The sequence below is a fragment of the Hallella sp. genome (assembly GCF_037460745.1).
GTDB lineage: Bacteria > Bacteroidota > Bacteroidia > Bacteroidales > Bacteroidaceae > Prevotella > Prevotella faecis.
The window spans coordinates 1-14,694 of the sequence record NZ_JAXVAE010000081.1; the positions used below are offsets into that span (position 1 = coordinate 1).

Here is a 14,694-nt window from a genome sequence, read left to right on the forward strand (position 1 = left end):
CCATCTTTTTCCCGATATTCTTCCCAACAAACCAGGCGTTTACCGCTTTTTTTATAAGGATAGCATAGGTGGTGAGAAGGTGCCTTTCATGGCAACCTTTGAGTTGAAGTGAATGGTGCGCCCTACCGTTTCCGCCGCTTTTAAGGTTTTTTTCCTCCCTCGTTCGGTCAGTTTCGGCATTTTTTTATAAATTTGCAAACCAGCAATTCGAAAGACAGTAACGAACGATGATGAAGCATATTGCATACGCAGCCCTTTTGGCGCTAACCCTGACGGTTGCCAGTTGCGGCAACGGACCGAGGAAAGAGTTCAACAAGCTCTTGTTGGAGTTGGCCGATGCCGACCAGACCATCGACGGCAACGATTGGCAGAAGATAGCCCACTTCTTGGACCGCAACAAGGCCCATTTCAAGGAGTTTTACGACCACGGCCAGATCGACGTGGACGATGTGGAAGACTATATCAGCGACTTCTTTGAGCACCGCCGGCCCAGCAAGCACATCGCCTTCCAGGGCATTGGCGCCAAGCAGCCCACGTTCCACATCTATGTGGAGCGCAGCGGATCGATGGCGCCCTACGACAGCAAGGATGGCGACGGGTCGTTCCGCGCCGCCATCATGGCGTTGCAAAACAACCTGCCCGGCACGGCCACCATCGACAGCGTGGGTGAGAAGGGCTACACCAATTTCCAACAGATCTTCGACCAGATACTCAACCGCACCAACGAAGACCAGGTGAGCATCCTTGTGACCGACCTCATCTATTCGGTGAAAGACATGCAGGGCGTCAATCCGCAGCGTGTGTTCAGCGAGATAGAGGGCATGACCAACGCCGTCTTCAAGAGTGAGGTGAAGAACAAGTCGATGCTCGTGGTGCGCATGATGGGGTCATACAACGGCCCCTATTATAGCTACGACAACAGCGTGAAGCCCTTTGCCGGCCGCCGTCCCTATTACATCATCATCGTGGCGTCGAACACCAACTTGGTGCGGCTCACCCACGACGCCACCCTCCGCACCTTTGCCGACATGGAGCGCATGAGGGGCTACGACAACATGTGCCTCATGACGGCCAACGACATCTACAAGCCCTACTACTCGTTGCTGCTCAGCAACCGCGACGTGCGCGGCCGCTTCCGCCCCGAGCGCGGGCAAGACACGCAGATACGAAGCCTCACCGGCGTGGAGCCCGACCGCAACTCGGGCGACATACAGTTGGCCTTGGCCGTCGACCTTAGCCATCTCCTCATCGACCAGCGCTACCTCACCGATGTGAGCAATTATGAGGTGAAGGCCGACGACGACGTGCGCATCAAGGAGATACGCAAGATAGAGAAGGCCGACATGACCCCCGCCGAGAAGAAATATCTCGGCACCGCCACCCACATCTTCGTGTTGCAGGCCGCAAGCATAGGGCATGGGCAGGAGGTGGAGATCAAGCTCCTCAACCGCATGCCGCAATGGATTGGCGCCGCGTCGACCGACAACGACCTCACGCCCGACGCCAACACCACCTTCGGCCTGAAGTATCTGCTGGGCGGCATCTACGATAGCTACAACCGCAATGCCGACGATCACTATTACTTTGAACTCGAATTAGAACTGGATAGATGAAAAACGCATTTTGCCTGGGCATGGGAGTGTTTATAACACTGGTGTTCCTGCTCTTCCCCTCGTGGATTTTCGAGGCTGGATATTACGAGACCGAGTTTTCGAACGAGATGTACAATGAGAACCTCTACCTCGTTGTGGCGGTTATCACCGCAGCGGTGGCATGGGGTGGCGCAGCCCTGTTCTATTATGTCGTCAACAGCGTTAGCTTCAGCCGTTGGTACCACTGGCTTCTCACCCTGGGGGTGGCGTCGGTGCTGACAACGGTGGCGTGCTACGCCTATCCCAACAGCGTGTTCTCGGAGCTGGGCTACGATTTCTCGTCGCAGTTGGTGGGCTTCTGCCTCATCGATTTCCTTGCGGCGGTGGCGCTCTTCGTGGTGGCAAGCTTCGCCATGCGTTGGTGGAGTTCCAACTGTCGCCACACGCCCATCCCCGAGTAGGGGCTTACACGCCACACATGAGCCAGTTAAGTTGGCCCGAATGAGTAATCGGGGGGACGAGGGGTGTGGCATGCCGTGGCCCTCTCCCCCCAAAAAACATCGAACGAATATATAAGATATATGCGATTGTTTATATTCCTTGTAGGAGGCACGGGGTCGCGTGTGATGCGCCCGCTGATCATGCAGTTTGCCGCAGGCATACACCCCATAGACGAGGGCGGACAGCCCCAACCCTTGGAGGTGATACCCATCATTGTGGATCCCCACAAGGCCAACGAAGACCTGAAGCGCACGGAGAACCTGCTGCGTTGGTACAGGTCGATCAGGAAGGCGCTCTATGGCGAGCGCCCCGATGTGACGAAAGGCTTCTTCTCGGTGAAGATTTCCACCCTGAGCGATATCCTGCCCGCGGGGTCGCCCCTGAGCGACACGTTCCTCTTCAACCTGGGAACGGTCGAGTCGAAGAAGTTTCAGGACTTCATATCCTACAACACGCTCGATACGGCCAACCAAGCCCTATGCTCCATGATGTTCTCCAACGACCAGTTGCAGACCAAGATGGACATCGGCTTTGTGGGGTCGCCCAATATCGGATCGGTGGCCCTCAACCAGTTTAAGGACAGCGAGGAGTTTAAGCAGTTCTCCAATGTGTTCCAAAAGACCGACCGCATCTTCATCGTGTCGTCGATCTTTGGCGGAACGGGCGCCGCCGGCTATCCCATCATTGTGAAGAACATACGCAACGCCGCCAGCAACGCCGCCATCAACAACCGGGGCGACCTGCGCGACGCGAAGATTGGAGCGCTCACCGTGCTGCCCTATTTCAATGTGCAGCAAGACGAGAACAGCCCCATCTCGCGCGCCGACTTCATCTCGAAGACCAAGTCGGCCCTGTTCTATTACCACGATAACCTCACGGGCTTGCGACAGGGAGGCGTCGACCTGCCCCTCTCAAAGATCAACGCCTGCTACTATCTGGGCGACGAGGTTCCCTCCACACCCTACTTCAACGATCCCGGAGGCAACGGCCAGCGCAACGACGCCCATGTGGTGGAGTATGTGGGCGCCTTGTCGGTCATCGACTTCCTCTGCATCCCCGACGACCAGTTGGTGACGCGTGGAGGCAACGCGCAGAACCCCATCTACAAGGAATACGGACTGGCCAACGACAAGCAGACCCTCACCCTCAACGACTTTGGAGTGGGCACGCGCCAGATGGTAAACAAGTCGATGGCCAAGTTCTTCTTGGCTTACCAGTATATCACCAACCAGTTTGGAAAGGATGTGGGGCGCGGCTACACGCAAGACAAGCCCGAGATAACCCGCGGCTTCCTCTCCACCAGCTTCTATAATACGCTCACCGCCGACTTCTTCGTGGCCTATCGCACGTGGCTCAGGGAGCTGTCGGGCAACCAGCGCAGCTTTCAACCCTTCAACCTGCTCACCTCGCAGATGGCCGACGCCATCAATGGTGTGGCGCCCAAGAAGGGATTCTTCTCAGGAGAGGTCAACTACAAGACGTTGTTGAGCGCACTCAACAAGGGGTCGCAGGCCGCTGCCAAGGCCGGACGGTTCCAGATGAACGAGACCGTGTTCCGCTTCTTCTCTCTGCTCGATGAGGCGCTCGATGGCCTCGTCGAGGAAAAGTACAACGGTTTAGTATAAGTCATGAGCAAGATACTTTCATACAATAAGAAGACGTCGGGCGAGGGATGGATAGCCCTCACCAACCAGTATAGTGCCGACGAGATCAACATGATAGAGGACCCCAACGGTGGGCTCTCGGTGCAGCCGCGCACGGCCATCCCGTCGCCCTTCGCCCAGATGGACCTGGTGAAGAACGCGTTCCGTAGGTTGGCGATGGATGCGAGCCTCAATGGCGAGCTGATGGACGAGAAGTTGGTGGGCAATGCGCTCGACGTGGCGCAGCTCTTCTTCAACCTGCCCGAGTTGTCGACCACGTTGCATGTGGTGGAATGGAGCAAGGTGGCCGCCCTCCAGATGTTGGCCAGCGACCCACGGCACCAACTGCTTGGCGACACCATAGCCATGTTCTTGGAGCAAGACAAGGAAGCGTTCAATTTCGACCGCATGGACCGATTGTACTTCCTCGTCTGTGGCAACCAAGTGGTGGGATGCACATCGCCCGTGACACTCTTCATGGCCACGCCCAATGCGCGCCCTGGCCAGTTCGCCATTCCCGTGGAGCAAAACGTCAACCTCTTTGAGCTTACACGCCCCCTCTATATGCGCGAGCCCAAGTTTGTGAAATGCCTCTACGCCCTGTTTACCGCCTATCCTGAGCTGAAGAACCTTTGTGGTGAGGTCAACGCCTATCTCATCACCTGCTTCGACAGGCTCACGCCCCAGTTGCAGCAAGCCATTCTCACCGATATTGGCAATCCGAAGGCCATGGACCTTCCCAGCCAGGATCGCGCCATGCAGTTTCTCACCACCCATTTCGCCCCGGCCGATGGGGGCATACAGGCGCTTGGCGTGCCGTTTTATTGCGCACGCCCCACCGATATCCTCAAGGCCATCCAAGAGAGCGACTTCCTCATTGAGCCCACTCTCAAGCCCGAGGGCGAGCGGTTGCCGTTGGTGTTGCAGAACCATCTCAACGCACCGCAGACCGACCCCTTCAGGTATATCACCGCCAACTGGGACGATCTTATCACCATCAAGCCCGCCGACTATGCCATGGAGCCCGAGAAGCGCATCCTGCCCGCCACCACACATCAGTATCCGTGGCTCACGGCCGACGACTTCTTCCAGCCTGCGCTCATCAAGCTCGACTACACGATGGACCGCGATTGCTTCTTCGACGGCAACCTGTCGTTGGGCAGTAGGGAGACCGACGCCAACGACTTCCTCTTGCCGCTGAGCAAAACCTACTTCAAATACTTCACCACGCAAGACCTCATGGGAACCATTGCGGGCCGTCCACGCTTCGAGATGGTGCACACCAAGAACGGACAGCAGGAAACGGTGAAGGCCATTCTGCGCGTGCCGGTGAAGAAGGCGGGGCACTTCATCACCCTGGAGCGCACCTATGTGCCCGCTGTGGGGGTCGACATGCGTTACGATGCCGACAGCGATCGTGGCTATTTCCTCACCGTGCCCTTCGCCATGAGCATCTTCCCCTTTGTGAAGACCAGCGACCTCAGGCAATACAACATCCAATTGGTGGATCGCGCGTTGGGCCTGTTGGAGAACTACCATCTGCAATTGGCCTTCCACAAGAGCGAGGCCAACGCCAACGGCTCCACACAGGTGGAAGCCATGAAACGTTCGCGCTCGCTGAAGAGCGAGAAGCGTGTGGGCGCCGACTATTACCGCTTGTCGGAGGGCTTCGATTATGTGTCGGTGGCGCTTTCCGATGAGCGCCAGGCGTGGGTGTGCGAAGGTGTGGTGTGCCCCCGATGGCCCATTTATGTGGAGGGCCACGATGCGTTTACCTTTGCCGTCGACTTTGGAACGACCAACACCCATGTGGAGTGTATGCGCCAGGGGCAGATGCCCGAGCCGCTCGCCATCCGGTCCGACGCCAAGCAGCGCTTGTTGGCCACGCTCTACAATGGCGAGCATATCCTCTATGACGTGATCATGAAGCAGGAATTCCTGCCCAAGAACATCGGTGACGATTATGGCTTCCCACAACGCACCGTGTTGTCGGAGACCGATCGCCTCGACGCTGAGAACGTCGACGAGATGGTGGCCTTGGGCGACGCCAACATCCCATTCACCTACGAGAAGGAATCGATAGGCTATGGCAACCGTGTGGTGCCCAACCTGAAGTGGTCTACCGAGATCGCCACCTCCAAGCGTGTGCGCGCCTATCTCACCGAGCTGGCCTTGCTCATGCGCACCAAGGTGCTCCTCGAGGGCGGCGACATTCGCAAGACGCGCCTCGTGTGGTTCTACCCATTGGCCATGAAGGTGGGCAATGTGCGCAAGTTGGGCGACATGTGGCGCAAGACCTTCCAGGAGGTGTTTGGCTTCGAGCCCGACGAGCATAACCTCATACAGATGCCCGAGTCGGTGGCACCTTATTATTTCTATAGGGGCAGCAGCCAGTTTCGGGGATCGGCCTCTACCGTGGCGTCGATCGACATTGGTGGAGGCTCGAGCGATGTGGCCGTCTTCGAGTCTAACGCGCAGCAGCCCACCATCCTCACCTCGTTCCGCTTTGCGGCCAATGTGCTCTTTGGCGATGGCTTCTCGGAGGTGCCCCATGGCGACACCAATCCCATGTTGGTGAAGTATGTGGATTATTTCCGACGCCTCTTCGATGCCGACGACGACCGTTATGGCGAGTTGAACGGCATTCTCGACGACATCATGGCCAAGCGCAAGAGCGAGGATATCAACGCGTTCCTCTTCTCGGTGGTCAACAACAAGGCCGTGGGAGGCAACGATGTGTTCTCCTACAACTTGCGGCTCAACGAGGACGGAAGGCTCAAGGTGGTGTTCATCTATTTCTACGCAGCCCTCATCTATTACGTGGCGCGCCTCATGCACCATCGCCATTTCGACAAGCCGCGCTCCGTGATGTTCTCTGGAACGGGATCGAAGGTGCTCGATATCGTGGGCGGCAAGCGCGACCTTGATCTCATCTCGCAAGCCATCTTCGAGCGTGTGTATGGCGAACCCTACGACGCCGATGGCTTCTCGGTGGTCATGGAGCGCAAGGAGCCTAAGCAGATCACGTGTCGTGGCGCCTTGATGCAAGTGCGCGACGCCAGCGGGTGCGTGAGCGTTGACCAGCTCAACCGGCTTATGGATGGCATCGACAACCAGGTGAAATACAACTATTCGGCCATCGACAAGGAGCATCTTTGCTATGCCGACATGGACGACGCCTCGGTGCGCCAACAGTTGGTGGAGGCCGTTCGTACGTTCAACGACTTCTTCTGCCAGTTGTGCGACGACCTGCATGTTGTCGACCGTTTCTTGGTCGATAACCAAAGTCTGGCCCGTTTCAAGCAGTTGGTAAACAAGGATCTTGAGCACCACCTGGTGAACGGGTGGAACTTCGTCAATAAGAACGAGACCGATCGCAACGCATCCGACAAGATAGAGGACACCGTGTTCTTCTATCCCATCATCGGAAGCATACGCGATAACCTGATAGAGAATCTGTAACGACCTGATAGAGAATAGGAAACACTATGTTTGGAAACAAGCGATATGTCACAGAGGAACAAGTGGCTGAACGGATTCAACCGTTGGAGGACCGAATGGCCCAACTCGAAAAAATGATCGAAAGCCAGGCTCTTGTGTTGGAGGAGCTGCGCGCGGCGTTGGAGGAATGGAAGGGTAGGGCGGAGGCCCTGTCCGGCGCGCCCCTTTCCGATGCGCCCGCTTCGACCGACGTTGCTGCCTCAGACGCAGCTTTCGCAACCCCATCGGCTACGAAGGCGAATGCCGCAGGGACCCAACGCCACGCGCCGTCAACATGGTTCTTCTCCATGCCCACCGCCGAGGGTGTGTTCCCCGAGAGCACCCCACAGGAGGAGGTGGGCAAGAGCATCTACCAGATGCGCACTGAGGATGGCGTGAATGGCCATTTCGTGATGCTTTCCACGCCCGACGCCATTGCCACGGCGATGATCAGCGTGAGCCAGTTTGTGAAGCCCGTGTGCCGCATCGAGGGCAACACCCATCGGCAGCCCCAACGCATCGAGACGCTCGACGAGGGCGTGGTGAAATGCGACGAGGGCGTGTGGCGTGTGGTGGCCAAGGCCACCGTGCGGTTTGTTTGATGGCCTCCCTTGTTCATATCCGTTCATGTAAAGAATCCTTGCTATGGAAGTAAAATGTCCGAGATGCCGATTCCGGTTTGATATGCCTCTCACCCCTGGGGTCAACCAGTTGCAATGTTTTTGCCCCCGGTGTGGCATGCCTTTTTCCTACGACCTGACCGATGCGCCCGATGCCGAGGAACTACAAGAGGCAACGGACCAACCATCGGCGTCTAATTCTACGCCGCCTCCCCCACCTGTCTCCTCCGCGCATCCTCGTTCCGCGCAAGGCAACATGCGTTCTGGCAACAACGCCAGCGCCCCATCCGGCAACGGGCGTGAGGGTGGCCCGTGGCATGGAGGCGATCGGTACGCCCCATTCGACGATTGGCAGCCTTGGCCCCATAGGCCACAACGCCCGTCGGGCGCTTCTCCGCGTGGGGGGCAAATGGTGCCTCCACCGCCTCCCACACCCGAGGGTAAAAAGAAGGGGTGCTGGCATAGGCTATGGGTGGCCGCCCTGTTTTGCGCCGTGGTGGGCGTGCTGGTGGTGCGCTATTGCGAGTCGCAAGACCAATATGTGGCCCCCGACATGAATGTGGCCGATGCGCCCAACCGCCAAGGCGCTCCACGCGACTATGTGGCGCACGCGGACGATACGCCTACCGACTCGTTGCCCGAGGGAGTGGCCGAGATGGATGAGCAAGTGCCCGAGTGGGTGGAAGGAACATGGCATGCCGCCACCGACTATGGGGGCATTACCGTTACGGTGGAGGGAAAGACCATCAGCGAGACGACCGATGGCGAGACCTGCAGGGGAACTTTCATGTATCACGACGACGCCCTTTATTGCGACTTCGGCGACGACAACGTGTTTGTGTATAGGCTTTACCCCCACAAGCATTGCATCGACGCCGGAAACGGCATCCTCATGGAGAAGGTCGAATGATGTTGGTTTTTGTGGGCGGTTAGCGTTTCCTCACGTTTGTGAGCCATTGCTTAAACTCCCTCTCGTAGCCGTTGAACACGTTGATGTCGACGGTGCCGTGAATGCCCGCCACGTGCCCATCGGGCGCCAACTGCCATATCCATAGCTTCACGTCGGGCTTATACTCGCCATAGCGCGCTATCCATACGGGGTAGGTGTGCTTAATGTCGGGTGCCGCGTCGAGGTATCGGTTCACAAACGTCTGGCTCACGTAGAGAATGGGTTGCATGCCTGTTTGTTGCTCCACTATCTGCAACCAGTTGCGCACACGCTTCCACATGCCGACGGCTCCGCCCATCTTCTCCACCTGCGAGGGGTAGGGCTCCAGGTCGAGCACGGGGGGCAGGTCGCCCTTGCGTATGTGCGAGTGTTTCAGGAAATGGCGCGCCTGCTCGGCTCCCGTCGACCTATACGAGAAGAAGTGGTAGGTGCCCACGGGGTAGCCATGTTGGCGTGCGGCTTGGTAGTCGGCCGCATAGTAGGGGTTGCGAATGCTGGTTCCTTCGGTCGACTTGATGAAGATGAACGACACCTTGTAGTCGACCACCCCCTGAATGTTTTTCTTCGATAGCGTGCCGAGGTGCGATATGCGCAGCCGCTTCCAGTCGATGGAGTAGCGCTTGCGCCCCTTGCCGTGCTGGTATTTGGAGATGTCGATGCCGTAGATGCGGTCGGAGGTATAGCTCAGTCGTTCACCCTTATACACGTCTTTCTTCCATTCGCCCACCCTGAAGAATCGGTGCTGCGAGGAGAATCCGAACCCCGTTCGCTCATCGTTTTTCCATTGTCCTTCGTAGTAGGTTCCGTTGTTGTCGTGGTAGGTGCCATAGCCTTGCGCCGTCAGTCGCTGGCTGAACTCGCCCTGGTACACGCCCGCCGAGTCGCGTCGGGTGCCACTCACGATCGTGTCGTGGTCCCACACGCCCTCGATGAGTCGCCCCAACGAGTCGGTCACCTGTCCCTGTCCTTGTCGCAACCCGTCCTTCCATTGTCCGCTGTACGCCACCGAGTCGCCCATGTAGAGCACGCCCAGTCCGTTGCGTTTGCCATTGGCGGTTTGTCCCTTGTAGACGGTGTTGCCCTCCTTGAGGGTAACCACGTCGTTGCTGGTAATGTCGCAGCCCCATACCGAGAGCAAGGCCGCGGCCACGCTTATATGTCTAACAATCTTGCAAAACATCTTAGTTGCGGTTCACTTTATTGTTCGATATCACCCCCATGAACCGTCCGTGGCTTGAGAACACCGGACAGCCGTTGGGCGCTAACAACGGCGGGATGTCGTAGCTCACACCCTTCGTGTATCGTCCCGGCACCAGTAGGGTGGTGAGGGTGGTGTCGGTGGCGCATAGCTTCACGGCAAAGATCTTCTTGGTGGGAGCCGACGCCAAGGGCGTGTTGCTCACGGCATAGGCCGCCCACGGCTTGGCGTGGTCGAGGGTTCGTAGGGTCATCGACCGCCCCAGTTGTCCGATGGGCGTGACGATGGGCTCACAGGCCGCGCGCTGCACCCGTCCGTCGCCATCAGCCCACGCCACCTGGTAGTGTCCCACCCTGATGAGGCGCGCCTTCTTCTTGGGTTGGTGAGCTTTCAGGGCCTTGTAGATGGCCGCCAGCGAGTCGGTCTCTCGCGCCTGCTCTATGGCGTATCGGGCAATGCGCTGGTAGCCCTCGTCCTGCACGCCATGGCATCGCAGGTAGTATTGCAACTCGTGGCGCTCGGTGGTCTTGCGTTGAAGCAACGCACCTAACGAGTCGATCTGATTGGCGATGAGCTGCGGCAGACTGTCGGCCACGAGCCACGCCCCTTGGTCGGTATAGGACCTGCCCTGTTGTATGGTGAGCACGCGTCCGTTGCAGCTGGGCCACCACCAACGCTTGTTTACCCACACCCCTTGGGTGTGTACCGTGTCGGAAACGATGATGAGCGTGTCGTGGTCGGTCACCAGGCATAGGTTGGAGCGCCCGTCCACATAGCAAACCGACGCCCGCATGTTGCTCTCCGACGCCGGCAATAGTCTCACGCCCAGCCACACCAGGGCGGCCACAAGTACGAGGGCTCCACCCGTCAGCGGCCAGTGGCGCCAAAGGGTGTGGAGCGGTGAGGAGCGATGAGGCTTATGGGATATGATATTCTTGTTCATTGTGTTTTCCCTTTCTGCCTGCAAAAATACAAAATTTTCCAATATGCAATCATTGGTTTCTTATCTTTTTGCTAACTTTGTCATTATCATGAAATGGAACCAAACCGATCGCGAGATTCTGCGTCTTGCCTTGCCTTGCATCGTGAGCAACATCACGGTACCCTTGTTGGGTCTTGTCGACCTGTCTATCGTGGGCCATATAGGCTCCGCCGCCTATATCGCCGCTATCTCCGTGGGCACTATGATCTTTAGCGTGATGTATTGGACGATGGGCTTTCTCCGCATGGGCACCAGTGGCCTCACGGCGCAAGCCTATGGACGCGATGATGCGGGCGGTGTGCGCCGTTTGCTGCGCCGCGCGTTGCTCATGGGCTTGGGGGTGGGTGCGCTGTTCCTGTTGTTGCAACAGCCGTTGCTCCAAGGCGCGCTATGGCTCATCGGCCCATCGGAGGCGGTGGCGCCCTTGGTGGCCACCTATTATCATATAGTGGTGTGGGGCGCGCCCGCCATGCTCGGCATCTATGGCCTCACGGGTTGGTCGGTGGGCATGCAGTCCACCCGCATCCCCATGTGGGTGGCCATCTTCCAGAACGTGGCCAACATCGTGGCTTCGCTCGTCTTCGTGTTTGCGCTCCATTGGGACATCGTGGGTGTGGCCCTGGGCACGCTCCTGGCGCAATGGAGTGGCTTCCTGTTGGCCCTCCTCCTCGTTGCGCGCAAGGTGCGCGAGGTGTCCAAGCGCGTGCCGTTGCCTCGTGGCGCCTCTCATTGGCAGGCCGCGCGTGGCGATGTCGACATCTTTCTGCGCACCCTGTGCCTCGTGGCAGTCAACCTCTCCTTCACCACCTTTGGCGCACGCCAGGGCGACCTGCTGCTGGCGGTCAACACGCTCCTCATGACCTTCTTCACCCTCTTCTCCTATATCATGGATGGCTTCGCGTTTGCCGGCGAGGCCCTTTCGGGCAAGGCCTATGGCGCCTCCGATGGCGTGGCGCTGTGCCGTGTGGTGCGTCGGTTGTTTGCGTGGGGATGGATGTTGGTGGCGGCCTTCACGTTCGTGTATCTCGTGGGGGGCACGGGTCTGCTCACCCTCATCACCAACGACTCCGGGGTGGTGGCCGCCGCCCACCGTTACCTGTTCTGGACGTGGCTCATCCCCGTGGCGGGTGTGGCGGCCTTCGTATACGACGGCTTGTTTATCGGCCTCACCGCCACGCGCGGCATGCTGGTGTCGTCGTTGGTAGCCGCCGCCTTCTATTTCCTCTTGGCCTTGTCGTTGCTCGGCGTGGTGGGCAACCATGCCCTATGGATTGCATATTTATGCTTCCTGTCGATGCGTGGAGGGGCGCAATATGCAATATGGAAATGCAAGATTATCGCAAAAGTATAGATTGTTGTTACTTTTCCTGTTGTACGACAAGAAAATTGTGTCAAAATGATAATTATTTTGCGCAAACGGCTTTCGGTTTGAAATCTTTTTCTTAATTTTGCGAGCACAGAAGACATTAGTGTATATTATTCGCCAATGGAGTAAGTATAATTAAAGCGTAAAAAGATGAAGAAAGAATATTTGATTTACAAACTGAGCGACGAAGTGAAGAACTCCTGCAAGATTCCCCGTGAGGCGTTTGGCGAATATGGCGTGAAGCGCGGCTTGCGCAACGAGGACGGATCGGGCGTGCTGGTGGGCCTCACCAATATAGGCAACGTCATAGGCTACGAGCGCGACGACGACGGCACGCTCAAGCCCAGCGCCGGAAAGCTCTATTACCGTGGCTATGAGCTCAACGACCTCGTGGAGCCCTTGCTCCATGAGAAGCGCTTCGGCTTCGAGGAGATCGCCTACCTCTTGCTCTCAGGCCAGTTGCCCGACGAGGAGGAGCTGGCGGCGTTTCGCGAGCTGCTCAACGACAACATGTTGCTCGACCATCGCACCACCGTCAACATCATCGACCTCGAGGGATCTAACATCATGAACATTCTGGCGCGTAGCGTGCTGGAGATGTACACCTACGACCCCAATCCCGACGACATCTCGCGCGACAACCTCATGCGGCAGTCGATAGAGCTCATCGCCAAGTTTCCCACCATCATCGCCTACGCCTACAACATCTACCGCCACTCGGTGCAAGGACGCAGCCTCCACATACGCCATCCGCTGGAGGGGAAGACCATCGCTGAGAACTTTCTCTATATGATCAAGCACGAAGACTACACCGAGCTCGACGCGCGCATGCTCGACCTGCTGCTCATCATCCAGGCGGAGCATGGCGGAGGTAACAACTCTACGTTCACCGTGCGCGTCACCTCGTCGACCCGCACCGACACCTATTCGAGCATCGCCGCAGGCATAGGATCGCTCAAGGGCCCGCTCCATGGAGGCGCCAACATCAAGGTGGTCAATATGTTCCACCACCTCAAGGAGTACATCAGCGACTGGAAAAACATCGACGAGATCGACACCTATCTCTACCGCCTGCTCAACAAGGAGGCCTACGACAAGTCGGGACTCATCTATGGCATCGGCCACGCCGTCTACACCATGAGCGACCCGCGTGCCGTGCAGCTCAAGAAACTGGCGGGCGAACTGGCCAAGGAGAAAGGGCGCGAGGAGGAGTACGAGTTTCTGAAGCTCATCGAGCAGGAGGGCGTGAAGTGTGTGACGGCCTTCCGCAAGAGCACCAAGCCCGTCTGCGCCAACCTCGACTTCTACAGCGGCTTCATCTATGAGATGATCGGCTTGCCCGAGGAGATCTACACTCCCATCTTCGCCATGGCGCGCATCGTGGGATGGACCGCCCACCGCATCGAGGAGCTCAACTTCGAGGGGCGCCGCATCATACGACCCGCCTACAAGAACATCCTCAGCCCCAAGGCCTATGTGCCGCTGAGCGAGCGCTAAGGGAGGGCTTGCAATGTTATACCCCTGAGGCCATCGCCGTAGGCGGTGGGCCCAGGCGGTGCTCAACATGGGAGCGACCTTCGTTCAAAACTAAAAACACCCACTAACACAGGGAATGTTACGAATTTTGGTGAAAAAGTTGTGTCGCGATTTCGCTCAAACCAGCGACCATAATCACCGTTTTTATGCGATGGAAATTCCGGAAATGAGCCACCGTGTTGCGAAAGACGCCTAACCGAGTCTCGGTTAGGCGTCTTTCGCAATGCCGTTAGGGAGCTATCGACCCGCCGTTAGCCGTCTATCGCAATGCGAAAGATGCCTTTTCGTAGCGTGGAGTGGGGAGAGCGAGGCGAAGAATAAGGTTTTCTGAGCATAACTACTTTTCTATCAGCCGATTACAAAAACCTGCGAGAATCGCATATTTGCGCCCAACCCTATACTTGCCGACGTATAAGTGTTAAAAATGGGAGATACATGTATTCTATTTTCAGCAGCATACGACTTTGAGGTGGTGTGATGTTCCAGACAAGCATCATACACCCCTTTATTACATTGCCATTAGGTGCATGCTGAAAACGTAAATAACGCAATCAAATCACGCTAACTTAGGGTGCCTTGTAGCACAAGTCTGCATGGCACCCTTTGACAGCGTGTGTAGTGGGTGTTTGGTACCGGTACCATCCGGCCGCTACAACGGTACCATTGGGGCTATATTATCACATAACACATTATAAATGTGTCAATTGCCATGTATTTCTATTCTATAATCTTTTGGATAGATCCATTTTTTCGAGGCTTTTGAATTTTAATCCCCAATTAGTACTGATGCGATAAAATCGCATAGTTATTAAAATTCATCAAATAAA

Annotated in this window: 10 protein-coding genes; 8 read left to right on the top strand and 2 right to left on the bottom strand. The window is 57.1% G+C overall.

Annotated elements, in window-relative coordinates; all coding sequences use genetic code 11:
* Window positions 1–227 precede the first annotated feature (227 nt).
* The 6 genes from WKK33_RS04625 to WKK33_RS04650 all read left to right on the top strand — a co-directional run bounded on the left by WKK33_RS04625 (window position 228) and on the right by WKK33_RS04650 (window position 8,746).
* On the top strand, window positions 228–1,613 hold the full coding sequence (locus tag WKK33_RS04625; RefSeq protein WP_337932702.1) for a hypothetical protein: 1,386 nt from the start codon (window positions 228–230) through the stop codon (window positions 1,611–1,613).
* Window positions 1,610–2,053 (top strand): hypothetical protein, encoded by a 444-nt coding sequence (locus WKK33_RS04630; protein WP_215760211.1) that lies wholly within the window; start codon window positions 1,610–1,612, stop codon window positions 2,051–2,053. The genes WKK33_RS04625 and WKK33_RS04630 overlap by 4 nt, the downstream gene beginning before the upstream one ends.
* A 180-nt stretch (window positions 2,054–2,233) precedes the next feature.
* Window positions 2,234–3,718 (top strand): hypothetical protein, encoded by a 1,485-nt coding sequence (locus WKK33_RS04635; protein ID WP_337932715.1) that lies wholly within the window; start codon window positions 2,234–2,236, stop codon window positions 3,716–3,718.
* Between the two features lie 3 nt (window positions 3,719–3,721).
* The gene (locus tag WKK33_RS04640) at window positions 3,722–7,198 is read left to right on the top strand and encodes a hypothetical protein (protein ID WP_337932704.1); all 3,477 of its coding nucleotides are present in this window, start codon (window positions 3,722–3,724) and stop codon (window positions 7,196–7,198) included.
* A 26-nt stretch (window positions 7,199–7,224) separates the two neighbouring features.
* Window positions 7,225–7,818: a hypothetical protein gene (locus tag WKK33_RS04645; protein ID WP_337932706.1), complete on the top strand. Its 594-nt coding sequence runs from the start codon at window positions 7,225–7,227 to the stop codon at window positions 7,816–7,818.
* Window positions 7,819–8,092: 274 nt separating this feature from the next.
* On the top strand, window positions 8,093–8,746 hold the full coding sequence (locus tag WKK33_RS04650; protein WP_337932707.1) for a hypothetical protein: 654 nt from the start codon (window positions 8,093–8,095) through the stop codon (window positions 8,744–8,746).
* 19 nt (window positions 8,747–8,765) lie between these two features.
* Here the strand turns inward: WKK33_RS04650 and WKK33_RS04655 are convergent, their stop codons facing one another.
* Both WKK33_RS04655 and WKK33_RS04660 read right to left on the bottom strand, forming a co-directional pair.
* A complete protein-coding gene (locus tag WKK33_RS04655; protein WP_337932709.1) occupies window positions 8,766–9,965 on the bottom strand; it encodes a GH25 family lysozyme in 1,200 nt (399 codons plus the stop codon).
* 1 nt (window position 9,966) lies between these two features.
* Window positions 9,967–10,926 carry a hypothetical protein gene (locus WKK33_RS04660; RefSeq protein WP_337932711.1) on the bottom strand — a complete coding sequence of 320 codons (960 nt, stop codon included), beginning with the start codon at window positions 10,924–10,926 and terminating at the stop codon, window positions 9,967–9,969.
* An 88-nt stretch (window positions 10,927–11,014) separates the two neighbouring features.
* Here WKK33_RS04660 and WKK33_RS04665 point away from each other — a divergent pair, with 88 nt between their 5' ends.
* The gene (locus WKK33_RS04665; RefSeq protein ID WP_337932713.1) at window positions 11,015–12,316 is read left to right on the top strand and encodes an MATE family efflux transporter; all 1,302 of its coding nucleotides are present in this window, start codon (window positions 11,015–11,017) and stop codon (window positions 12,314–12,316) included.
* A gap of 165 nt (window positions 12,317–12,481) precedes the next feature.
* Window positions 12,482–13,828, top strand: coding sequence for a citrate/2-methylcitrate synthase (locus WKK33_RS04670; protein WP_215760204.1), 1,347 nt, complete (start codon window positions 12,482–12,484; stop codon window positions 13,826–13,828).
* Window positions 13,829–14,694: the final 866 nt, after the last annotated feature.

Bases quoted from the DNA above. Each gene is read 5' to 3' on its own strand.
- WKK33_RS04665 (WP_337932713.1), top strand. From the start codon at position 11,015: ATGAAATGGAACCAAACCGATCGCGAGATTCTGCGTCTTGCCTTGCCT.
- WKK33_RS04635 (WP_337932715.1), top strand. From the start codon at position 2,234: ATGCAGTTTGCCGCAGGCATACACCCCATAGACGAGGGCGGACAGCCC.
- WKK33_RS04660 (WP_337932711.1), bottom strand. From the start codon at position 10,926: ATGAACAAGAATATCATATCCCATAAGCCTCATCGCTCCTCACCGCTC.
- WKK33_RS04630 (WP_215760211.1), top strand. From the start codon at position 1,610: ATGAAAAACGCATTTTGCCTGGGCATGGGAGTGTTTATAACACTGGTG.
- WKK33_RS04625 (WP_337932702.1), top strand. From the start codon at position 228: ATGATGAAGCATATTGCATACGCAGCCCTTTTGGCGCTAACCCTGACG.
- WKK33_RS04655 (WP_337932709.1), bottom strand. From the start codon at position 9,965: ATGTTTTGCAAGATTGTTAGACATATAAGCGTGGCCGCGGCCTTGCTC.
- WKK33_RS04650 (WP_337932707.1), top strand. From the start codon at position 8,093: ATGCGTTCTGGCAACAACGCCAGCGCCCCATCCGGCAACGGGCGTGAG.
- WKK33_RS04670 (WP_215760204.1), top strand. From the start codon at position 12,482: ATGAAGAAAGAATATTTGATTTACAAACTGAGCGACGAAGTGAAGAAC.
- WKK33_RS04640 (WP_337932704.1), top strand. From the start codon at position 3,722: ATGAGCAAGATACTTTCATACAATAAGAAGACGTCGGGCGAGGGATGG.
- WKK33_RS04645 (WP_337932706.1), top strand. From the start codon at position 7,225: ATGTTTGGAAACAAGCGATATGTCACAGAGGAACAAGTGGCTGAACGG.